At 62.4% G+C, this 22,207-nt stretch carries 17 protein-coding genes and 2 pseudogenes; 8 read left to right on the forward strand and 11 right to left on the reverse strand.

The window, feature by feature from the left end; translation table 11 throughout:
- Positions 1-269: 269 nt before the first annotated feature.
- From AB4Y81_RS01985 to glmS, 8 genes are all read right to left on the reverse strand, one after another.
- Complete coding sequence (locus tag AB4Y81_RS01985; RefSeq protein ID WP_018776641.1) at positions 270-1,355, reverse strand: inositol-3-phosphate synthase; 1,086 nt, start codon at positions 1,353-1,355, stop codon at positions 270-272.
- 169 nt (positions 1,356-1,524) lie between these two features.
- Entirely contained in the window at positions 1,525-2,562 is a 1,038-nt protein-coding gene (gene mgrA / locus AB4Y81_RS01990; RefSeq protein ID WP_018776642.1) for an L-glyceraldehyde 3-phosphate reductase, read from the reverse strand.
- 82 nt (positions 2,563-2,644) lie between these two features.
- Positions 2,645-4,417, reverse strand: coding sequence for a malto-oligosyltrehalose trehalohydrolase (gene treZ, locus AB4Y81_RS01995; protein WP_189075241.1), 1,773 nt, complete (start codon positions 4,415-4,417; stop codon positions 2,645-2,647).
- Between the two features lie 52 nt (positions 4,418-4,469).
- Complete coding sequence (treY, locus tag AB4Y81_RS02000) at positions 4,470-6,782, reverse strand: malto-oligosyltrehalose synthase (protein ID WP_413305420.1); 2,313 nt, start codon at positions 6,780-6,782, stop codon at positions 4,470-4,472.
- Positions 6,779-9,091: a glycogen debranching protein GlgX gene (gene glgX, locus AB4Y81_RS02005; protein WP_441994998.1), complete on the reverse strand. Its 2,313-nt coding sequence runs from the start codon at positions 9,089-9,091 to the stop codon at positions 6,779-6,781. Before glgX ends, treY begins: the two co-directional genes overlap by 4 nt.
- Before the next feature lie 68 nt (positions 9,092-9,159).
- Positions 9,160-10,737: an NAD(P)H-hydrate dehydratase gene (locus AB4Y81_RS02010; protein WP_441995000.1), complete on the reverse strand. Its 1,578-nt coding sequence runs from the start codon at positions 10,735-10,737 to the stop codon at positions 9,160-9,162.
- A 15-nt stretch (positions 10,738-10,752) separates the two neighbouring features.
- Positions 10,753-11,100 carry a holo-ACP synthase gene (locus AB4Y81_RS02015; protein WP_018776647.1) on the reverse strand — a complete coding sequence of 116 codons (348 nt, stop codon included), beginning with the start codon at positions 11,098-11,100 and terminating at the stop codon, positions 10,753-10,755.
- Between the two features lie 4 nt (positions 11,101-11,104).
- Positions 11,105-12,988 carry a glutamine--fructose-6-phosphate transaminase (isomerizing) gene (gene glmS, locus AB4Y81_RS02020; protein ID WP_416428353.1) on the reverse strand — a complete coding sequence of 628 codons (1,884 nt, stop codon included), beginning with the start codon at positions 12,986-12,988 and terminating at the stop codon, positions 11,105-11,107.
- A 139-nt stretch (positions 12,989-13,127) separates the two neighbouring features.
- Here glmS and coaA point away from each other — a divergent pair, with 139 nt between their 5' ends.
- Together coaA and AB4Y81_RS02030 are read left to right on the forward strand one after the other, a co-directional pair.
- Positions 13,128-14,099: a type I pantothenate kinase gene (gene coaA / locus AB4Y81_RS02025; RefSeq protein ID WP_018776649.1), complete on the forward strand. Its 972-nt coding sequence runs from the start codon at positions 13,128-13,130 to the stop codon at positions 14,097-14,099.
- A 21-nt stretch (positions 14,100-14,120) separates the two neighbouring features.
- Positions 14,121-14,906 (forward strand): annotated as a pseudogene (locus tag AB4Y81_RS02030) (M15 family metallopeptidase); the annotation flags it as partial.
- On the opposite strand, the pseudogene glmM reads toward AB4Y81_RS02030, so the two are convergent.
- The 3 genes and pseudogenes from glmM to rplM form a co-directional block, all read right to left on the reverse strand.
- A pseudogene (gene glmM, locus AB4Y81_RS02035) lies at positions 14,847-16,055 on the reverse strand (phosphoglucosamine mutase); the annotation flags it as partial. The pseudogenes AB4Y81_RS02030 and glmM sit on opposite strands and share 60 nt — an antisense overlap.
- A gap of 167 nt (positions 16,056-16,222) precedes the next feature.
- Positions 16,223-16,732, reverse strand: a complete 510-nt coding sequence (rpsI, locus tag AB4Y81_RS02040) for a 30S ribosomal protein S9 (protein ID WP_018776652.1) — start codon at positions 16,730-16,732, stop codon at positions 16,223-16,225.
- Positions 16,733-16,771: 39 nt separating this feature from the next.
- Entirely contained in the window at positions 16,772-17,215 is a 444-nt protein-coding gene (gene rplM, locus AB4Y81_RS02045; RefSeq protein ID WP_011775554.1) for a 50S ribosomal protein L13, read from the reverse strand.
- Positions 17,216-17,496: 281 nt separating this feature from the next.
- Between rplM and AB4Y81_RS02050 the strand changes: the two genes are divergently transcribed.
- The 6 genes from AB4Y81_RS02050 to AB4Y81_RS02075 all read left to right on the forward strand — a co-directional run bounded on the left by AB4Y81_RS02050 (position 17,497) and on the right by AB4Y81_RS02075 (position 22,195).
- Positions 17,497-18,147 carry a prepilin peptidase gene (locus AB4Y81_RS02050; protein WP_416428360.1) on the forward strand — a complete coding sequence of 217 codons (651 nt, stop codon included), beginning with the start codon at positions 17,497-17,499 and terminating at the stop codon, positions 18,145-18,147.
- A gap of 320 nt (positions 18,148-18,467) precedes the next feature.
- Positions 18,468-18,656 (forward strand): Flp family type IVb pilin, encoded by a 189-nt coding sequence (locus AB4Y81_RS02055; RefSeq protein ID WP_079580721.1) that lies wholly within the window; start codon positions 18,468-18,470, stop codon positions 18,654-18,656.
- A gap of 96 nt (positions 18,657-18,752) precedes the next feature.
- On the forward strand, positions 18,753-19,151 hold the full coding sequence (locus AB4Y81_RS02060; RefSeq protein ID WP_416428362.1) for a TadE/TadG family type IV pilus assembly protein: 399 nt from the start codon (positions 18,753-18,755) through the stop codon (positions 19,149-19,151).
- Complete coding sequence (locus AB4Y81_RS02065; protein ID WP_441995004.1) at positions 19,139-20,176, forward strand: pilus assembly protein TadG-related protein; 1,038 nt, start codon at positions 19,139-19,141, stop codon at positions 20,174-20,176. Before AB4Y81_RS02060 ends, AB4Y81_RS02065 begins: the two co-directional genes overlap by 13 nt.
- A gap of 55 nt (positions 20,177-20,231) precedes the next feature.
- Positions 20,232-20,999: a Flp pilus assembly protein CpaB gene (gene cpaB, locus AB4Y81_RS02070; RefSeq protein WP_416428366.1), complete on the forward strand. Its 768-nt coding sequence runs from the start codon at positions 20,232-20,234 to the stop codon at positions 20,997-20,999.
- Entirely contained in the window at positions 20,996-22,195 is a 1,200-nt protein-coding gene (locus tag AB4Y81_RS02075; protein ID WP_441995006.1) for an AAA family ATPase, read from the forward strand. The genes cpaB and AB4Y81_RS02075 overlap by 4 nt, the downstream gene beginning before the upstream one ends.
- Positions 22,196-22,207 lie beyond the last annotated feature (12 nt).

Here is a 22,207-nt window from a genome sequence, read left to right on the forward strand (position 1 = left end):
GAGTAAGCGTCGCCACGAAACCCCAGGGATGTGAGTAAGCGTCGCCACCAAACCCCAGGGATGTGAGTAAGCGTCGCCACCAAACCCCAGGGATGTGAGTAAGCGTCGCCAYCAAACCATAGGGATGTGAGTAAGCGTCGGCGCCAAACCATGGGGATGTGAGCAAGCGACCGTGGGAAACCATAGGGATGTGGAAGAGGGTCCCGGAGACGACTGACGCCCCCGCACATAGTGCGGGGGCGTCAGGTGACAAAGGGGTCCTGCGGTGTTTAGCGTTCGATGTCGCCGCGGATGAAGGCTTCGACCTTTTCGCGGGCGATGTCGTCGTTGAACTGCTCCGGCGGCGACTTCATGAAGTAGCTGGAAGCGGAGAGCAGCGGGCCGCCGATGCCGCGGTCCAGGCCGATCTTGGCGGCGCGGATGGCATCGATGATCACGCCGGCAGAGTTCGGGGAATCCCATACCTCGAGCTTGTACTCCAGGGATACAGGGGCGTCGCCGAAGTTGCGGCCTTCGAGGCGGACGAAGGCCCACTTGCGGTCATCAAGCCAGGCGACGTAGTCGGAAGGCCCGATGTGGACGTCGTCGGCGTGCAGCTCGGCCTCGACGTTTGAAGTAACGGCCTGGGTCTTGGAGATCTTCTTGGATTCCAGGCGGTCGCGCTCCAGCATGTTCTTGAAGTCCATGTTGCCGCCGACGTTCAGCTGGTACGTACGGTCCAGGGTGACGCCGCGGTCTTCGAACAGCTTGGCCATGACACGGTGGGTGATGGTGGCACCGATCTGGCTCTTGATGTCGTCGCCCACGATCGGGATACCGGCAGCAGTGAACTTGTCGGCCCATTCCTTGGTGCCGGCGATGAACACGGGCAGTGCGTTGACGAAAGCGACGCCGGCGTCGATGGCGCACTGGGCGTAGAACTTGGCGGCCTGGTCCGAACCAACAGGCAGGTAGCAGACCATGACGTCCGCTTTGGCTTCGCGCAATGCAGCGACGATGTCCACAGCCTCTTCCGGAGCCTCAACGATGGTTTCGCGGTAGTACTTGCCCAGTCCGTCCAGTGTGTGGCCGCGCTGGACGGTGACGCCCGTAGCGGGGACGTCGGCAATCTTGATGGTGTTGTTTTCGCTGGCGCCGATGGCGTCCGCCAGGTCCAGTCCAACCTTCTTGCTGTCGACATCGAAAGCCGCAACGAAGTGGACGTCGTTGACGTGATACTGGCCGAACTCGACGTGCATCAGACCCGGGATCGTGGCCTTGGGGTCAGCGTCGCGGTAGTACTGAACACCTTGGACCAGCGATGCGGCGCAGTTACCTACGCCGACAATGGCAACACGAATCGGATGTGAAGACACGGAACTCCTTTGAGAACTAAACCTCAGGTGCCAGGCGCACCGCTGGCTGAGTCCAGGGCACGACTGATTGGCACGGCGCCATTCGGCGCACACTTGCATTGTAGCCAACACAGGAGGGGCCGCCTTTGTTCCCGGCCGGCCCCTCCCGTTTTATGTCAATCGTGAACGGCTACTTTTGCGCCCAAAGGTTGATGTCCGATTCAACAGCAAACTCGTCGATCGCCGTCAGTTCTTCCGTGGTGAACTCCAGGTTTTGGATGGCGCTGAGCGTGTCTTCCAGCTGCTTCACACTGGAAGCTCCCACCAGTGCCGACGTCACCGGCGAGCCCTTCGGCTGATCCCGGAGGATCCAGGCCACAGCCATTTGGGCGAGCGTCTGTCCCCGGCCCTGGGCGATTGCGTTGAGCCCGCGCACCCGGTCAAGCTTGTCCTCGGTCAGCTGCGACTCGGACAGGAAACGTTCCTTTGCTGCGCGGGAGTCGGCCGGCACACCGTTGAGGTACCGGTCGGTCAGCATCCCCTGGGCCAAGGGCGAGAAAGCGATGGAGCCTGCGCCCACCTGGTCCAATGCCTCGTAGAGGTTGGGTGAGCCATTCTCGGTCCACCGGTTCAGCATGGAGTAGCTCGGCTGGTGGATCAGCAGCGGGGTGCCGAGTTCCTTGAGGATCCGGGCCGCTTCGAGGGTCTGCTCAGGGGTGTAGGACGAGATGCCCGCGTAGAGCGCCTTGCCTGAACGGACCGCGTAGTCCAGGGCGCCCATGGTTTCTTCCAAGGGTGTTTCGGGGTCCGGGCGGTGGCTGTAGAAGATGTCCACGTACTCCAGGCCCATGCGTTCGAGGGACTGGTCGAGGCTGGAAATCAGGTACTTGCGGGATCCCCATTCGCCGTACGGACCAGGCCACATGTAGTAGCCGGCCTTCGTGGAGATGACGAGTTCGTCGCGGTAGGGCTTGAAGTCGTCCTTCAAGTGGCGTCCGAAGTTCGTTTCGGCCGATCCGTCCGGCGGACCGTAGTTGTTGGCGAGGTCGAAGTGATTGACGCCGAGGTCGAAAGCCCTTCGCAGGATGGCGCGTTGCTCGTCGAATCGCTTGTCGTCGCCGAAGTTGTGCCAAAGGCCCAACGAGATGGCGGGCAGCTTGAGTCCGCTGCGTCCGACACGGCGGTAGGGCATGGTTTCGTAGCGGTTTTCCGCGGCCGAATAAGTCATACGTACCATCCTGCCACTGTGGAAACCGGGGCGACGGCGGTGTCCGCCATGTGGGCGCCGTCACCCCGGTTCACTGCTTGTGTCAGTTGACGCGTACGACGGCGGCGCTGGCGCCCGGGAGCGTCAGCGTGTCCTCGTCCATGGCAGCTTCGGAATCGGTAGACAGCAACAAGGACCCCTCGAGGGGCGTCACGAGTGCGTCCTCACCGAAGTTGCACACAACACGGATTCTCCCCCGGGACATCTGCAGCCACTGTTCCGCGTCGTCGAACTCGACGGAGGTGTCCCCGAAGCCGCCGTCGACTAGTTCAGGCGTTTTTCGGCGCAGCTGTGCCAAATCCCGGTACAACCGGAGCAAGCGGGCGTGGTCTCCCTCGCCGGCCTCCTCCCACTTGAGCTTGGAGCGTTCGAACGTCTCAGGATCCTGCGGATCGGGGACAACAGCCGGATCCCACCCCATCCGCTCGAACTCCTTGATCCGTCCCTCGGCTGTGGCCTTGCCTAGATCGGGCTCCGGGTGGGAGGTGAAGAACTGCCACGGCGTTGAAGCACCGAACTCCTCTCCCATGAACAGCATGGGGGTGAAGGGAGAGGTCATGGTCAGCACGGCACCTATGGCCAACTTGCCATAGGACAACGTCGCCGTGAGTCGGTCACCTATGGCCCGGTTTCCGATTTGGTCATGGTTTTGCAGGCAGACCACCAGGGCCGATGGGTGCGCGAGGTCATGCCGGATTGACCGGCCATGATGGCGACCCCGGAAGCTCGAGTAGCTGCCATCGTGGAAGAAGCCGTGTTCCAGGACCTTGGCAAGCACGGACAGCGATTCAAAGTCCGAGTAGTAGCCGGTGGTTTCTCCGCTGAGGTTGACGTGGACGGCGTGGTGGAAGTCGTCGCTCCACTGCCCCTCCAGCCCGTAGCCGTTGTCCTTGCGGGGATAGATGAGGCGCGGGTTGTTCAGGTCCGATTCTGCGATGAGGGTTTTCGGTATCCCCGTTTCAGACTCGATCTGGTCAGCCAGCGCACCAAAGTCCTCCAGGATGTGCACGGCCCGTTCGTCCCGGAGTGCATGGACGGCATCGAGCCGAAGTCCGTCAACGTGGTAGTCGCGGAGCCACATCGCCGCATTCTCCAGAATGTAGCGGCGCACGTCATCGGAGCCCGGGCCGTCAAGGTTGACGGAGTCACCCCAGGTGTTGCCCTCCCCCGATTTCAGGTAAGGACCGTACTTTGGCAGGTAGTTTCCGCTCGGACCGAGGTGGTTGTAGACGACGTCCTGGATGACGCCAAGCCCCGCAGCGTGCGCCGCGTCAACAAAGCGCTGATAGGCGGCGGGACCACCATAGGGTTCATGCACGGCGTACCAAAGGACGCCGTCGTAACCCCAGTTGTGGACACCGTTGAACCCGTTGACCGGCAGGAGTTCAATGAAATCGACGCCGAGGTCCACCAAGTAGTCCAATTTTCCAGCGGCGGCATCCAGTGTGCCCTCCGGCGTGAACGTGCCCAGGTGCAGTTCGTAGATGACGGAACCCTTGAGGTTCCGTCCCTTCCAGCCGGAATCCTTCCATTCGTGGATGGACGGGTCGAACGTTGAAGACAGGCCATGGACGCCGTCCGGCTGCCGCCGCGAACGCGGATCAGGGAACGGTCCTTCTCCATCCACAAGATAGCCGTACGGCACGCCGTCGACTCCCCCTGCCACCGCCTCAGCCGGCGCGTGCCACCAGCCGTGGGCAGCGGCGTCGTCGTATTGCTCCATGCCGTATTCGTGGCCTCCGGCCACCAGCCGAACAGTTTTTGCGTTCGGCGCCCAGACATCAAAGAGATTCTTTCCAGCAGCGTGCTTCAGCATGATGTTCCCCTGTACGTTCCTTAAGCGTGCGTTGCCGTGATTCGTGGTGGCGTCAGTCAGTGGGTACCAGCAGCGCCACAGGGTACCGCTCCAGCAGGGTGCTCAACTGGACAGCACCCGGGGCATAGCTCGCCCCTGTGAGCTCGTCCCTGCAGTTCACCGTGAGTTCGATGACGGTGTCCCGCCAGCCGCCTTCCCGTGCAAGACGACGGGGAAGGCGCGTGGCGACAGTCAGCGCGCCACGACGACCAGACCCGCGGTCGAAGGCCACCACATGTGCTGCTGCCGCTCCCTGCGCCGCGACGGGCAAGTAACCTTCGAACAGCTCGGGCCGGTCCCTACGCAACCTCAACGCCCGGGAGAGCACCAGCAACTTGGCCGATTCCTCCGTGAACGACGGTGTCGCTCCCTGGTCCAATGCTGCCAAAGCTTCTTTGCGTGCCTTGAAGTCCACCGGCCGTCGGTTGTCCGGATCGGTCAGTGATCCGTCCCGGAACTCCGTGCCTTGGTAAACGTCAGGGACGCCGGGCATGGTGAGCTGGATCAACTTGGCGGACAGCGAGTTGGAGGTCCCGTATGGTTCCAGCTCAGCCACGAAGTTCTTCAAGGCGGCCGCGACCTCGGGAACGTCGAACGCGGCGTCGACGGCGGCTGCAAGCTGCCTTTCGAACTCCGGGTTCGGGTCGGTCCAGTTGGTGGAGTTGCCGGCCTCGCGCGCCGCCTTCAACGCGTATGACTGAAGCCGCCCGCGGTCTGCCGGCCAGGCACCCACGATCGACTGCCAGACCAGCGCCGCCAACGGTCCGTCCGGAATCGGCGCGAGCTGCTGAACTGTTCCAAGGAAAAGTTCCCACTCCGGCACGGCCTCGGAAATAACCGATATCCGCGCCCTGGCGTCCTCGCTCCGCTTTGTGTCGTGCGTGCTCAGGGTGGTCATGGAGAGCGGCAGGAGCCGCTGGCGCCGAGCCATCCGTTCGTGGAAGACCCCGCTGGGCAACGAGAACTCCGTGGGGTCTGCGCCGACTTCGGTGAGAGAGCCCAATCGGGTGTAGCGGAAGAACGCGGTGTCCTCCACGCCCTTGGCCATGACCATTCCCGATGTCTGCTGGAACCGCCGCGCCAAAGCACTTTCGGGATCCAGCAGGAGCGGCTGCAGCTTCCCAAGGACGGGTTCGAGTTCGGGGCGGTGTCGGCCGGCCCGCTCGATTGCTTCCACGAGGGTTTTCCCGCCGTAGGGCAAATATGTCCGGTAAATGGGGAACCAGCAGATGACCTCGGCAAGGGAGTCGGCCACCTTGGCGAACGGCAGTTCCAGGGAGACCGGTACCAAGCGGGCAAGCCGCAGGATCTCTGAACGCAGGATGCCGTCAGCGATCCGCCGCTTGGTCCCATGGATCATCTCGGCGTAATCGGCCGCTTTCTCCGAGTTCCGCAACCGTGCGTCCAGGGAATTGAGGTATTCCTCGGCGGTTGGATCCACGAACAGGCGGTCTACGTCCGCGAGGGCGTCATAACCGGTTGTTCCTTCGCAGCTGAAAGTCTCCGGAAGTTGCTCGCCGGGTTCGAGGATTTTCTCCACAAGCAGGTAAGCGCCCCCGGTCGCCTCGCGAAGCCTGGCAAGGTAGCCTTCCGGATCGGCAAGCCCATCCGGATGGTCGATCCTGAGTCCGTCCACCAGGCCTTCGTGGAACCAGCGGACAACCTCGGCGTGCGACTCGTCGAACACCCAGGGAATTTCGACCCGGATGCCGGCCAGGGTATTCACGGCGAAGAATCGGCGATAGTTCAGATCCGCATCTGCCCGCCGCCATCCGATCAATTCGTAATGCTGGCGCGAGTGGACATCCTTGGGGCTGTCTCCTGAGGCGAACGTTCCTTCGGCCAAGGGGAAGCGGTGGTCGTAGTAGTGCAGTTCGCCGTCCACCAGCTTGAGCTGGTCGAGGTCGTCGTCGCTGCCCAGGACCGGGATCCGGATCTTGCCGCCGCCGAATTCCCAGTCCACGTCGAAGGCCTCGGCGTATTTGGAATCCCGCCCGTCTTTCAGGAGGTTCCACCACCAGGCGTTCTGCTTGGGAGTGGCAACACCCATGTGGTTGGGCACGATGTCGGCAAGAATTCCCATGCCGTTGTCCTTGGCGGCCCTGGACAGGGCAGCCAAACCCTCGGGGCCACCCCGGGAGGGGTCCACCGTGGAGGGATCGGTCACGTCATAGCCGTGGTCCGAGCCCTGCTCCGCGGTCAGGATGGGCGAGACGTACACCCAATCGACGCCCAGGGAGTGCAGGTAACCCGTGAGTCCGGCGGCATCCTGCAAGGTGAAGCCGGGACGGATCTGGAGACGGTAGGTGGAGACCGGCGTCCTCATGATTCGGTCTCCTTCGCCTCGCCCGCTTCCGTAACCTCGCCCGCTTCCGCAGCTTCGCCGGCGTCGTCCCCTTCGTCGGGGCCCTTGTAGTCATACGGCAGCGACGTGACGGCGGGAGCCGTAATCGAGGCCGTTTCAGGGGTGCTCGTCTGCGTCAATGCTGCAAGCGAGGCAGCGACGGAGTGGTCCGGCTCGATCTCGGGAGTGCTGTGCGCACGGAGGACCACCAGCGACTTACCGCCAACGGAAAGGATCTGGTCGGGCTTGATGACGCCCGCTTCGGCTCCCTCTCCGGCAGTATCGATCATGACATCCCAGGCCGGCGCGTATTCATCCGAGGGAATCCGGAAGTCGACGTCTTCCTGGTCGGCGTTGAAGTACAGCAGGAAGTTGACGTCTGTGATGCGGCGGCCCTGGTTGTCGCGGCCATGGATGCCGTCACCGTTCAGGAACACGCCAACGGAGCGGCCCAGGGCTTCATCCCAATCCGAGGGACTCATGGTGCTGGCGTCAGCATCCAGCCATACGATGTCCGGGAGCCGCTCGCCCTCCCCACGCAGGACAGGGCGTCCATCGAAGAACCGGCTGCGCCGCAAACTGGGGTGCTTGGCACGCAGTGCGCTCACGGCCGCGGTGAATTCGATCAGGGGCTGGTCCACGTTGTCCCAGTTGATCCACGTAAGTTCGGAATCCTGGCAGTAGCCGTTGTTGTTGCCGTTCTGCGTCCTGCCAAGTTCATCACCGTGCAGCAGCATGGGAACGCCTTGCGACAGGAACAGGGAGGCAATGAAGTTCCGCTGCTGACGCGCCCTCAAGCCGAGGACGATGGGGTTGTCTGTCGGCCCCTCCTCGCCGCAGTTCCATGAACGGTTGTGGGACTCGCCGTCGTTGTTGTCTTCGCCGTTGGCCTCGTTGTGTTTCTCGTTGTAGGAGACGAGGTCCGCCAGCGTGAAGCCGTCGTGGGCGGTAACGAAGTTGATGGATGCCACCGGCCGCCGACCTGAGTGTTCGTACAGGTCAGCCGACCCGGTCAGCCGGGAAGCGAATTCGCCCAGAGTCGAGGGTTCCCCGCGCCAGAAGTCACGGACGGTATCGCGGTACTGGCCGTTCCATTCCGTCCACTGCGGCGGGAAGTTGCCAACCTGGTAACCACCGGGACCAACGTCCCACGGTTCGGCAATGAGCTTTACCTGCGAAACCACGGGATCCTGCTGGATGAGTTCGAAGAAGGTGGAGAGTTTGTCAACGTCGTAGAACTCGCGTGCCAGGGTGGAGGCGAGGTCGAAGCGGAAGCCGTCGACGTGCATTTCCGTGACCCAGTAGCGGAGGGAGTCCATCAGCAGCTGCAGGGAGTGCGGGCTGCGGACGTTCAGCGAGTTGCCCGTACCCGTGTAGTCCATGTAGTACTTCTGGTCATCTTCCACCAAGCGGTAATACGCGGAGTTGTCGATGCCCTTGAACGACAAAGTGGGCCCCAGGTGATTGCCTTCGGCGGTGTGGTTGTACACAACGTCCAGGATGACTTCGATTCCCGCGGTGTGCAGCGCACGGACCATGGCTTTGAAGTCCTGGACCTGCTGGCCGGTGTCGCCCTTGGAGCTGTAGCTGTTGTGGGGCGCGAAGAAACCAATGGTGTTGTAGCCCCAGTAGTTGTTCAGGCCCTTGTCCTGCAGGATGCCGTCGTTGACGAACTGGTGCACCGGCATCAGTTCGATTGCGGTGATCCCGAGCTTCTGCAGGTGCGAGATGACCRCAGGGTGTGCCACGCCGGCGTAGGTGCCGCGCTGCTCTTCGGGGACTTCCGGGTGCAGCTGGGTCAAGCCTTTGACGTGGGCCTCATAGATGACCGACTTGTGGTAGGGGATCCTCAGGAGCTTGTCGCCGTCCCAATCGAAGAACGGGTTGATGACGACGCCCAGCATCATGTGCGGCGCTGAGTCCTCATCGTTCCGCGAATCGGGGTCTCCCAGGTTGTAGGAGAAGAGGGACGGATCCCAGTCGATCTGCCGGTGGATGGCCTTTGCGTACGGATCCAGCAGCAGTTTGTTGGGGTTGAAACGCTGACCGGCGTCGGGATCGTAGGGCCCGTGAACCCGGTAGCCGTACTTCTGTCCCGGCTGCACCTGCGGCAGGTAGCAGTGCCATACGTAACCATCTACCTCGGTAACGTCTACGCGGACTTCGCCGCCGTCGTCGTCAAAGAGACACAACTCCACTTTTTCGGCCTTCTCGCTGAATAGCGCGAAGTTGGTGCCGGTGCCGTCAAAGGTGGCACCCAGCGGATAAGCCGATCCAGGCCAGACTTCCATGCGTTCTCCTCTTGATGATGCGAACAACTGTTGCAAGCCTACTCAGTACCCTGACAACGACAGTAACCTTACGGTATTGTTCGGTCGTATTCCGCGCTGAGCGAACCGATAACGCGCGGCACAGCCGCAGCAATTGCCGAGGCTGTAAGGGGGCCACCGTCGCAATCCGCCGACGCCCGGGCCCCTGCCCTGCCGTGGATGCCCGCCGCCACGGCCGCCACAGCAGCCCAGCGGTCCGCAGGGTCCAGGCCCAGGCCGGCATACGCGCCGTCGTCGCCGCCTATCTCTTCAGCGGCCTGAGCCAGCAACGCTCCCAGCACTCCGGCCAGGACATCGCCGCTGCCGGCGGTCGCCATCCAGGGGATGCCCTCCGACTGGCTGAAAACAATTCCCGACGGCGACGCCACAAGTGTCGTGGCACCCTTCAGGAGCACTGTGGCTCCGGTTTGTTGGGCCGCCTGGCGTACGAAGTGCAGGGGCCGGGATTCGACGTCGGCCCGGGTCACCGGAACTTCGCCCGTGGACGGCAGCGAATCCAGCAAGGACGCAAGTTCGCCGGCGTGCGGGGTAAGGATCCATTCGGGCGGGCAACGGTCCGGGAGGAGGCTCAGCGCCCCGGCATCGACCACTACCGGAAGGTCATGGCCCAGGGCCGCCTCCACGGCAGCCCCTGCACGGCCCAATTGCTCTTCTCCGTCGACGCCCGGACCCACTACCCATGCCTGGACCCGGCCCGGATCCTTGTCCTCCCACAAGGCCTCCGGGGTCCGGGAGAGAACCATTCGCGCCGCGGACCCGGGGCCGATGTAGCGCACCATGCCCACCCCGGCGAGGGCTGCGGCGTGCACACCCAGGACAGCGGCGCCGGCAAAACGGGACGAGCCTGCAACAATTCCCAGGACACCGCGGGAGTATTTATGTGACCTCCGGCCGGGGCGGGGCAGCAAGGCGCCAAGGTCCGGGTCGGTCAGGCGGCACAACTCCGGCGCCTGGTCCTGAAGCCCGGCCTCGATGCCGATCTGCACCAATTCCACCCGCCCCGCGCAGCCCTCACCCGGATCGGTCAGGAGCCCTGCCTTGACACCACCGAACGTGACCGTGACGTCGGCATCCAGCACGGGCCAGTGGACCTCCCCGGTGCCTGCATCCAGCCCGCTTGGGACGTCACAGGCGACAACCAGCCGTGGTCCGAGTTCCTGCAGCGCGGCAATCAGCTCGGCCGGGGCTTCGCGCAATCCCCCGCGGGCGCCGGTACCCAGCAGAGCATCGATGATCACGTCCTCACCGGCACACAGAACCGCGAGCTCTTCGGCATTTGAAGGACCGAGCTGCAAAACCCGCCCACCTGCGGCGAGAAGAGCAGCCAATGCTTCCGCGTGGACGGAATCGCCGGCGAGTACCGCCGTCGCACGCATTCCGCGTCGGGCGAGATACGCGGCAGCATAGAGGCCATCGCCGCCGTTGTTGCCTTTGCCGGCGAGAACCGTGACGCATGCACCGGCCAACCGGCGTTTTTTCTTCAGCTCACGGATCACGGCCTGGGCGAGGCCGTACGCTGCCCGTTGCATAAGAACAGCGCCCTCACCGGAGTCCAGGAGCGGCTGTTCCGCGTCCCTGATCTGTTGTCCGGTGAAGGCGCTGATCATTGTTTAAGTGTCCGTCTAGCCCTCAGCGAGGACGGTTGCCGTGGCGATGCCGCCGTCGTGGCTCATCGACAGGTGCCAACGCTTGACACCCTTGGCCTCAGCGACGGCAAGCACAGTTCCCTTGACCTGGATGGTTGGACCATTCTGGTCAAGGCCGATCCAGCAATCCTGCCAGTTCATGCCTGCCGGTGCGCCCAGGACCTTGGCCACTGCTTCCTTGGCTGCGAAGCGGGCAGCCAGGGACCGTGTGTTGAGTTCACGCTCGGCGGGCACAAACAGGCGATCCCTCAGCCCGGGAGTCCGTTCAAGCTGCCGGCCAAACCGCTCAATGTCTACGACGTCTACGCCAATGCCAACAATCATGCCGTTATTCTACGGTCACGCTCTTGGCGAGGTTACGCGGCTGATCGACGTCGTACCCCTTCGCCCCGGCCAGCTCGGCAGCAAAGATCTGCAACGGAACCGTGGTGAGCAGCGGCATGAGCAGCGTGGGCGTCTCCGGTACGTAGAAGACATGCTCTGCGTAGTCCTTGACCGACTCGTCGCCCTCTTCGGCGATGACCAGGGTGCGTGCACCACGTGCGCGGACTTCCTGGATGTTGCTGACCACCTTGGAGTGCAGGGAGTCACGGCCACGCGGGGACGGAACGACGACGAAGACCGGCTGGCCGTCGTCGATCAGGGCGATCGGCCCGTGCTTGAGCTCGCCGGCGGCGAAGCCTTCTGCGTGGATGTAGGCAATTTCCTTGAGCTTCAGGGCGCCTTCGAGGGCAACCGGGTAGCCAACGTGACGGCCGAGGAACAGCACGGACTTTTCGTCCTTCATGCTGCGGGCCAGCTCGCGCAGCGGTCCTGCGTTGTCCAGGATTGTCTGGATCTTGGCCGGGATCTTGTTCAGGTCCGCGAGGACATCCTTGATCTGGCCGGAGAAGATGTTGCCGCGCAGCTGGGCCAGGTAGAGGCCCAGAAGGTAGGCAGCCGTGATCTGCGCCAGGAACGCCTTGGTGGAGGCGACAGCGATTTCCGGACCGGCGTGCGTGTAGAGCACGGCGTCGGACTCGCGCGGAATGGTGGAACCGTTGGTGTTGCAGATCGAGATCGTCTTGGCACCCTGTTCCCGGGCGTAACGGACGGCCATGAGGGTGTCCATGGTTTCGCCGGACTGGCTGATGGAAACCACCAGGGTGTTGGAGTCCACGATCGGGTCACGGTAACGGAACTCGTGGGCGAGCTCCACCTCGGTGGGGATGCGGCACCAGTTCTCGATGGCGTACTTGGCCACCAGGCCCGCATAGGCTGCCGTACCGCAGGCGAGGACGATGATCTTGTCCACCTGCTTGAGGAGCTCGGGATCGATACGGAGTTCGTCCAGCGTCAGCTTGCCGTTGAGGTCGGAGCGTCCCAGGAGGGTCTGTGCCACAGCGTCGGGCTGGTCGTTGATTTCCTTCTCCATGAAGGAGCTGAAGCCACCCTTTTCAGCCGAAGCCGGGTCCCAGTCAACGTGGTATTCCTTGCCTTCAGCCGGCGCACCGAAGAAGTCGGTGATCTCAACGCTGTCCGCGGTGATCGTGACGATCTGGTCCTGGCCCAGTTCCACAGCGCGGCGCGTGTAGTCAATGAAGCCGGAGACGTCGGAGCCGAGGAAGTTCTCGCCATCGCCCAATCCCACGACCAGGGGAGAGTTACGGCGGGCAGCAACAACTACGTCCGGCTGGTCAGCGTGCACTGCCAGGAGCGTGAAAGCACCCTCGAGCCGCTGGCAGGCGAGGCGCATCGCTTCGGTGAGGTTGCCGCCGTCGCCGCTGAGCTGGTTCCGGAAGATGTCTCCCAGAAGTGCCGCAGCGACCTCGGTGTCCGTTTCGGATTCAAACGTGACGCCCTTGGCGAGCAGTTCCTGACGGAGCTCGGCGAAGTTCTCGATGATTCCGTTGTGAATGACAGCCAACCGCCCACCATCGGAAAGGTGCGGGTGGGCGTTGCGGTCGGTGGGGCCGCCGTGCGTGGCCCACCGGGTGTGGCCAATGCCTGTCAGGGACTTGGGAACGGGATGCGCTTCCAGTTCCTCGATCAAGTTGCTCAGCTTGCCGGACTTTTTACGGGATGAGATGGCCCCATCAGCCACTACTGCGACGCCGGCGGAGTCATAGCCGCGGTACTCCAGACGGCGCAGCCCTTCCACCACGACGTCAAGGGCGCTGTAACCAGCTGCCTCGCGAGACGAATTGCCAACATAGCCTACGATTCCACACATGGGTACAAGCCTAACGGCTAACGCAAACAACTGATGTGGGACATCCCATTTCATGGGGTCCCTGGCGACCTTTACGGCACCCATAATTCATCCCCCAGCCATCGCGCATTTCCTGATCAGCCGTGCGGAGGGCAGAATCATGATCGTGACTTTGCAACGCACCGAAGCTAATGGCGACGGCGCTTCCCCGTTTGTCGAGCTGGACCGCCAGACCTGGTCCAGGCTTGCAGCACAGATGGAGCAGCCCCTCAACGAAGAGGACATCTTCCGTCTGCGCGGGCTCGGCGATCCCCTGGACATGAAGGAAGTCCGGGAGGTCTACCTCCCCCTCTCAAGGCTCCTTCACCTCTACGTCCAGGCATCCCACCAGCTTCACGCCGCAACCACCACCTTCCTTGGTGAGCAAACCCAGCGCACGCCATTCGTGATCGGCGTGGCCGGTTCCGTGGCAGTAGGCAAGTCCACCATCGCCCGCGTTCTCCGCGAGATGCTGCGCCGCTGGCCAGGAACGCCGAACGTGGAGCTCATCACGACGGACGGCTTCCTCTACCCCCTGGCCGAGCTCAAACGCCGGCACCTGCTCGAGCGCAAGGGCTTTCCGGAGTCCTACGACCGGCGGGGGCTCCTTCGCTTCGTTTCGGAGGTCAAAGGCGGCGCAGAGGAAGTCCGGGCGCCCTGGTATTCGCACGTTACCTACGACATCGTGCCGGGCAAGGAAGTCGTTGTGCGCCGCCCCGATGTCCTGATCGTCGAGGGTTTGAATGTGCTGGCACCGGCACGGCCCCGCATGGACGGCAAACAGGGCCTGGCCGTCAGCGACTTCTTCGATTTCTCCATTTACGTCGACGCCAAGACCTCGTACATCGAGGAATGGTATGTGGACCGCTTCCGGAAGCTGCGCAGTACGGCTTTCGCCCAGCCCGAGTCATACTTCCACCGTTACGCCACATTGTCGGACGACGACGCCGAGTCCACCGCCCGGGGTATCTGGAAGCGCATCAACGAGCCCAACCTCAAGGAAAACGTGCTGCCGACACGTGGTCGGGCACAGTTGGTGCTCACCAAGGATGCAGACCACTCCATCAGGCGCATGCTGCTGAGGAAGGTCTAGTTGCCGAACGAAATCACACCGATGCCCAGCCGCCGGGCTTTCGCCGGGCTGCTCACAGTYAGTGCCGGCCTCGCCGCCCTGACGGCATGCACGCCACAGGACGGGGCTCCCTCCCCTGCTGCCGCAAGCATGCCGGCCCAGACCGACGTGGCGGCTCCTGCACCAGCTTCAAGCGCCGCTGCCGCAACACCAACGCCGTCCGCCACAGCAGAGCCCACAGCAGAGCCCACCGCGGCCACCAGCCCGGGCCCGGCCCCTTCCAGCACCATCAAGACCCAGCACTCCCTGACCGACCCGACCAGCCCCTGGGTGATCGTCAACAAGCACAGGCCGCTGAATCCTCAGGACTTCGTGCCGGCCGACTTGGTGCAGCCGGCCATCCGACTCGCCGTCAGCGGCGAAGCGGCCCTTTTGAACAGCACGACGGCGGCTGCCGCAGAGAGGATGTTCGGGGCAGCGGCATCGGAGGGCGTCATCATGACGCTGGCTTCGGGCTACCGTTCCTACACAACGCAGGTGTCCACCTACAACGGATATGTTGCCAGCACAGGGCAGGCCGCAGCCGATCGCGCCTCCGCGCGGCCCGGACACTCCGAACACCAGACAGGCTGGTCATTCGATATCGGCGACGGAGGCGGAGCCTGCAGCTTCCAGCCATGCTTCGCCGAGCAGCCTGCAGCGGTCTGGGCCAAAGCCAATGCGCACAAGTTCGGATTCGTCGTCAGGTACCCCTGGATGTTCCACGACACCACAGGCTACTTCTACGAATCCTGGCACCTCCGGTACATCGGAGTGGATGCCGCCACGCGCCTTGTCGACACCCTTGACGTTGATCATGAGCTGCGGAAGCTTGGTCATCGCGCCGGCAAGGTCCTGGAGCGTGCGGCCGGTGAGGGCCACTTGGGCTGCCAGCTGCAGTCCGGTCAGGACGCCGTCGCCTGTGGTTGCGTAATCGGAGAAGATCACATGGCCGGACTGTTCGCCGCCAAGGTTGTAACCGCCGTCGCGCATTTCTTCAAGCACGTAGCGGTCGCCGACGCCGGTCTCCCGGATGGTGATGCCGGCATCGCGAAGGGCGATCTTCAGCCCGAGGTTGCTCATGACCGTGGCAACCAGAATGTCATCCTTGAGTTTGCCGGCCTTCTTGAGTGCCAGCGCCAGGATCGCCATGATCTGGTCACCGTCCACTTCGTTGCCTTCGTGGTCGACGGCCAGGCAACGGTCCGCGTCGCCGTCGTGCGCCACGCCAAGGTCTGCGCCGTGCTTGACCACGGCTTCCTTCAACGGACCCAGGTGGGTTGAACCGACGCCTTCGTTGATGTTCAGTCCGTCAGGCTCTGCTCCGATGACCACCACGTCCGCGCCGGCGTCCTTGAATACCTGGGGCGAGCATCCGCTCGCGGCACCGTGGGCGCAGTCAAGCACCACCTTCAGGCCGTCCAGGCGCTTCGGGAGCGTGCCGAGCAGGTGCACGATGTACCGGTCTTCCGCGTCCGAGAAGCGCTGGATGCGTCCGACGTCGGCGCCAACGGGCCGCTGCGGCTCTTTGCCAAGCTGCGCTTCGATGGCGTCCTCGACGTCGTCGGGAAGCTTCTGGCCGCCCCGGGCGAAGAACTTGATTCCGTTGTCCGGCGCAGGGTTGTGGGAGGCGGACAGCATGACGCCGAAGTCGGCGTCGAGATCTGCCACCAGGTAGGCCGCAGCCGGGGTGGGGAGGACACCGGCGTCGTAAACGTCGATACCGGAGCTGGAAAGCCCGGCCTCCACGGCGGCGGCGAGGAATTCACCGCTGGCCCTGGGGTCCCTGGCTACCACGGCGCGGGGCCGCTTTCCGTCTGTCGCGCGGTCGTGGCCGAGTACGACGGCGGCCGCCTGCGCGAGCTGCATAGCCAGTTCAGCGGTGAGTAATCCGTTCGCGAGACCGCGCACGCCATCTGTTCCAAATAATCTAGACATCGGGTCAAGTTTAGACGACGCCACGGCACCACCTGTTCATCGGGCCACCGGAGCGTCTTGACCCGGTCCACGCGCGTGCGCAGTGACGGCAGCGTTAAACGACGGAAGCCCGCCCCACCGAAACGGCGGAACGGGCTTCCGATACCCCTGTAATGGGGCGAAGCGAATTAACGCTTGGAGTACTGCTGGGCCTTGCGTGCCTTCTTGAGACCAGCCTTCTTGCGCTCGATGACGCGGGCGTCACGGCTCAAGTAACCGGCCTTCTTCAGGGTGGCGCGGTTGTTGTCGACGTCGATCTCGTTCAGCGAGCGGGCAACACCGAGACGCAGGGCACCGGCCTGGCCGGAGATGCCACCGCCGTGGATACGGGCGATGACGTCGTAGGCGCCTTCGAGATCAAGGATCTTGAAGGGCTCGTTGACGTCCTGCTGGTGCAGCTTGTTCGGGAAGTAGTTGTCCAGCGTGCGGCCGTTGATGGTCCACTTGCCGGAACCCGGAACAACGCGAACGCGTGCAACGGCTTCCTTGCGGCGGCCAACAGCTGCGCCGGCAACGGTCAGTGCCGGGCGCTCCTTCTTGGGAGCATCTTCAGCAGCGGCGCTGCTTTCAGAGGTGTAGCTGGTGAGGGTTTCCTCAGCCTCGACGGCTTCGGCGGTCAGTTCTTCGTTCTGAGCCACGGTTCTCCTTGTAATAAAAAGTTTAGTTGGTGGCCAGGACTACTGGGCGACCTGGGTGATTTCGAAAGTCTTCGGCTGCTGTGCAGCGTGGGGGTGCTCGGGGCCTGCGTAGACCTTGAGCTTGCCCAGCTGCTGAGCTGCGAGGGAGTTCTTGGGGAGCATGCCCTTGATGGCCTTCTCAACAGCGCGAACCGGGTTGGATTCCAACAGCTCGGCGTAGTTGACGGAGGTCAGGCCGCCCGGGTAACCGGAGTGGCGGTATGCGCGCTTCTGCTCCAGCTTGGCGCCGGTGAGGGCAACCTTTTCAGCGTTGATGATGATGACGAAGTCGCCCATGTCCATGTGGGACGCAAAGGTCGGCTTGTGCTTTCCGCGCAGCAGTGTTGCGGTCTGGCTGGCAAGACGACCAAGGACAACGTCGGTGGCGTCAATGACGTGCCACTGGCGGTTGATATCGCCGGGCTTCGGGGTGTACGTACGCACGGTTTTGCCTCGTTCTTGTTCTGGCGTTCATGTTTTAGGCGACACGCAGTGAGGCGTGTACCTACTATGTATGCGCTACCGGAGCAGAGGTGAGGGCTCTATGTACCAGTTATCCCAGGATCTCGAAATGCCCATGGAGTTAGCGATCCTGCAACTGGATCCCCCTGTAGGCATGTGTCATCGAGATAGGACACGCACAACGACTCTAAACAATACCTTCAACGGGGCGCCCGGGTCAAAATGGGGTGAGCACACATGGGTGAACCTGTGTTAATGAGGGAGTGCACGTGACTGACGGACTTGCCATGCCGCTTCTGCTGGCTCTCGCCGGCCTCCTTCTGAGTCCGGCGGCCGAGTTGCTGATCGCGCGGACACTGCCGCGACTCGGCGGCCTCCCCTCCCTGAAGATACGGATCACGACGGCGGTGGTCACCGCGCTGCTCTTCGCTCTGCTTGCGTGGCGGTTTGGATTGGTGGCCGAATTGCCGGCTTTTCTTTTCCTGGCCCTTATTGGGGTGCAACTTTCACGTATTGATTTCACGCTTCATTTGCTGCCGAATCCGCTTGTTTTGGCCCTGCTTATCGGCGCAATGGGGCTCCTTGCCGTGTCTTCGATGCTTGAGCCTGGGTGGACAGACCTGCTCCGAGCACTGGCCGGCGGCTTCATACTCTTCGTTGGCTACCTGATATTGGGGCTGATTTCGCCCGGAAGCCTCGGAATGGGCGATGTGAAGCTCGCGGCACCACTTGGAATGTACTTGGGCTACTTGGGTTGGCAGCAAGTACTCTTCGGCGGCTTGCTTGGATTCGTGGTGGGCGGCGTGCTCACAGTGCTCATGCTGCGCCTGCGTTCGGCGAAAAAGCCCGCAGAAACAGCCCACGGACCCGCGATGGTCATCGCTACCCTGGGCATCATCCTCGCCCTGAACTGATCCTGGGTTAGTACGCCCTTACCTCGCCTAGAGGACGTTCTCCAAGGTATAAGGCTCCTGCCGCAACCAAGTAGTTTCCGGCTGTCCGCGCGCCGGAACTGAGTACTTCGCACCCATGCCCCCATCCGGCAAGTATTGGCAGCCCGAATAAATCGAGTACGGCTACGCATTGTGGCTTTTGGTGCGAGTGGGCAATTCTTGTGTCATCAAATTCGAACGGATAAGAAGCACAGACCCTTCGGATTTCGAGCAATCAGTACGCCTCAGTAATATCCAATCAATTTTTCCAAAACATATTCATTTCTGGGAAGGATTTTCCAATGTCTGCTTTCATGATCAACACCATTGCTTTCATCGCCGGCGTCAAGGACCGTTTCACCAAGGAAGAAAAGGGCGCGACGATGGTTGAATACGGCCTCATGGTCGCAGCCATCGCGGTCGTGGTGGGTGCTGCTGCCCTGGCACTCGGCGTAAAGGTCTCCGCGCTTTTCGGTGGCCTCCTTCCCTAGCTCGGATACTGCGATGCGGTTGGTCGCGGCTGCCCCTTGGCACCCTCGGCCAACCCGTTGCTTTAAAGACACTCTCTGTTGGATCTGGGACCGGAGATGAACGTGAAATCCAAGACGAATGAGCGTGGCGCAGCAGCAGTGGAATTGGCCATCATCCTTCCACTATTGCTGCTGATCCTGTTCGGCATCATCGAGTTCGGGCGTGCCTACAATGTCCAGGTTTCGCTGACGCAGGCCGCGCGTGAAGGAGCCCGCTATGCGGCGGTGCACTACAAGGACGGCAGCCTGAATGTATCCGGAGCGGCTCTGTCCGCTGCGCCGGCGCTGAATGGCCTGGGCGTCACCGTCACCAACAATGCTTCGAGTTGCGCTCCTGGTTCCAACGTCAAAGTCACCACCAATGTTTCGCTGCCATCGATGACCGGTTTCCTGGATGGAACAGGGCTCTTTCCTCTCAACCTTTCGGGAGTGGCGGTGATGAGATGCGGCGGCTAAGCAATGCCCGGCAACGCATCCGTCAGGCTTACACACGCGAAGGCGATGAACGCGGTGCTTCCACGGTCATCGTCGCAGTCCTCATGGTGGTTCTCTTGGGATTTGCTGCTTTGGCAGTGGACGTTGGGGCTATCTATGCGGAGAAGGCTCAACTGCAGACCGGCGCGGATGCGGCTGCACTGGCCATCGCAACCGACTGCGCTCGTGGCAGTTGTGGAAGCAGCACGTCCACGGGGAATCAGTTCGCCAACAGCAATGCCAACGACAACACCAGCGGCGCTGTCATTACCTTCCCCGCGGCGACGACCGTCCGGGTCGTGACCAACGCCAGGGACACCGGCGGGCAGAACAGCCTCTCGCTCTTCTTCGCACAATCCATGGGCTTCGACACCGCAAATGTTAACGCTTCCGCCGAAGCCTCGTGGGGAGCCCCCGCCTCGGCTACGACCCTACCCTGGACAGTCAGCGAGTGCGTGTTCAAGAAGTACCTATCGCCTGCCCAACTTGCCTCGCTGAACTCGACCGGCACGTTCTCAGGCGATCCTGTTCCAACCCATGTCACCCTTCGCTACGACACCAACGCACCGGCTGTGGGCGGGTGTGTAGCGCAAAATGGCTACCAGCCTGGCGGCTTTGGTTGGCTGGAGACCACATCCGCTTGTTCTACGGCCATCAGCATCGGCGCAGTGGTACAGGGCCAGCCCGGCAACCATTTTCCCAACGGAACCGCCTGCAACACTGTGCTCGCGCACATCATGGATGAACCCGCGCTGATTCCGCTCTTCAAGACAGCGGCCCAAAACGGGAACAAAACAAAGTACACCCTCGTCGGTTTCGCAGCATTCCAAGTGACCGGCTACAAGTTCGACGGGGGTCAAAAACTTGACCCCGCAGCGCCGAACTGCACTAACAACTGCAGGGCATTACAGGGGTTTTTCTCCCGTTTCGTGTCACTCGAAGAAGCCTCGCAAGTCTCCGGTGGCATTCCCAACTATGGAGCGTCGGTGGTCACGCTCACCAAATAGGCACTCCATGAGGGCCCCGCCACCAATCTCACGAGAACTCGAAGGGAGTTACAAAGTGAAAACACGCCTACTGGGAGGCATTGCCGCACTGCTGCTGGCAGTCACAGGCATCGTTCTACTGGTCACCTACGTACAGGGAGCAGACAAACGGGCGCAGCAAGGGCTTGATCCCGTCAGTGTACTTGTCGTCAAGGAACGCATTCCTGCCGGCACCAAGGCAGAGGACATCCAGTCCAAGCTCAAAACCGAAACCTTGCCTCAGTCCGCGGTGGCACCGGGAACCATCAACACCCTCACCGATCAAAAAGGAAAGGTGACCTCGGCTGACCTTCAGCCGGGTGAACAGCTTCTGGGGGTAAAGCTGGTCAGCCCCAAAGAGCTGGTCCCGGGAACTGTTCCGGTACCGGAGGGTTTGCAGGAAGCCACTTTTGTCCTTGCCCCTGAGCGCATGCTCGGAGGGCGGGTCGAGGCCGGCGACACTGTGACGGTCTTCGCATCGTTCAAACTCGACGATGCTGTACCGGCAGGAGCCAACGTGCCGGCCGGTTTGACCGGATGGAAGGATTTCACTGAGCTCCTGTACCACGACGTTCTGGTCACGGCGGTCCAGCAGGCTGCCCCCGATGCCGAAAAGTCGGCCGGAAGTGAAAAGGCCGTAGCGCTTCCCAATGGGTCGGCATACGTCACCGTGGCACTAAGCGACGCCAACGCAGCCAAGATGGTCTTTAGCGCAGAATTTGGCACCCTCTGGCTCTCCAAGCAGACAGAGAAAACCGTCAAGAGCGATCCACCAACAACCACGTTCGGAGGGCTGGTCCAATGAGCCGCTTCGTAGCCATCACTGCAGTACGCGATTTCGAGACCCGTGTGCGCCAGGCAATCACTGGGGCCCTGCACGGTGACCTTCAAACATTGTCACCCGCAGTCCTCCAAACCGGCACCGACGAAATCTTCAAGCAACTCACAGGGGCACCTCCCGAGGTCATGATTCTCGGCCCAGGAGTCAATCCCGACGACGCCTTCAAACTGGCCACTGTGCTCGACCTTCAGTACCCGGAAATCAGCCTTCTCATGGTTGCCGACCCGACTGCCGACGTTGTGTTCAAAGCAATGCACGCAGGTGTCAGGGATGTTGTAGCACCTGAGGCAGACGTGAACGAGCTCCGGGTACTTCTGGAGCGCGCGTGCTTGGCCGCAGCAAGCCGGCGGCGAGGAATGCAGCCCGCCGCCGAATCCGGGCAGGAGCGGGGACGGATCATTGCGGTGATGTCACCGAAGGGCGGAGTTGGCAAGACCACTGTTGCCACCAACCTGGCCATCGGGCTGGGAAACATCGCACCAATGAGCGTGGTGATCGTGGATCTGGACCTGCAGTTCGGGGACGTCGCTTCAGGTCTGCTGCTTGAACCGGAGCACTCCATCACTGAAGCTGTGCATGGAGCGGCGGCACAGGACTCCATGGTCCTTAAAGCGTTTTTGACCGTCCACCCGGCCGGGATCTATGCCCTCTGCGCACCCCAGAGGCCTTCCGACTCGGACTACATCACTGCCGAACACGTCACCCGCCTGCTCAACCAGCTGGCCACGGAGTTCAAGTATGTCGTTGTGGATACTGCACCGGGCCTCGGCGAACACTGCCTGGCAACCCTGGAGTTGGCCACCGACGGCGTCTGGGTGTGCGGGATGGATGTGCCGAGCATCAGGGGCCTGCGGAAGTGTTTCAGCGTCCTGAAAGAACTCCAGCTTCTGCCACAGGGCCGGCACACCGTGCTGAACTTTGCGGACCGAAAGAGTGGACTCTCTGTCCAGGATGTTGAAGCCACCATCGGGGTGCCTGTGGACACGGTGATACCGCGATCCAGGACGCTCCCCTACTCAACCAATCGGGGCATTCCTGTACTTCAGGGGACGGCCAGGGATTCGGCCCTCAAAGGCCTGAAGAAGCTCGTCCAACGCTTCGATCCCCGACTGGAGTCCACTCCCCAGAGCAAGCTGCATCGGAGGGTGGTGGTGTCATGAAACTCTCAGAGA

The organism is Paenarthrobacter sp. TAF1 (assembly GCF_052113825.1).
Taxonomy (GTDB): Bacteria; Actinomycetota; Actinomycetes; order Actinomycetales; family Micrococcaceae; genus Arthrobacter; species Arthrobacter nicotinovorans.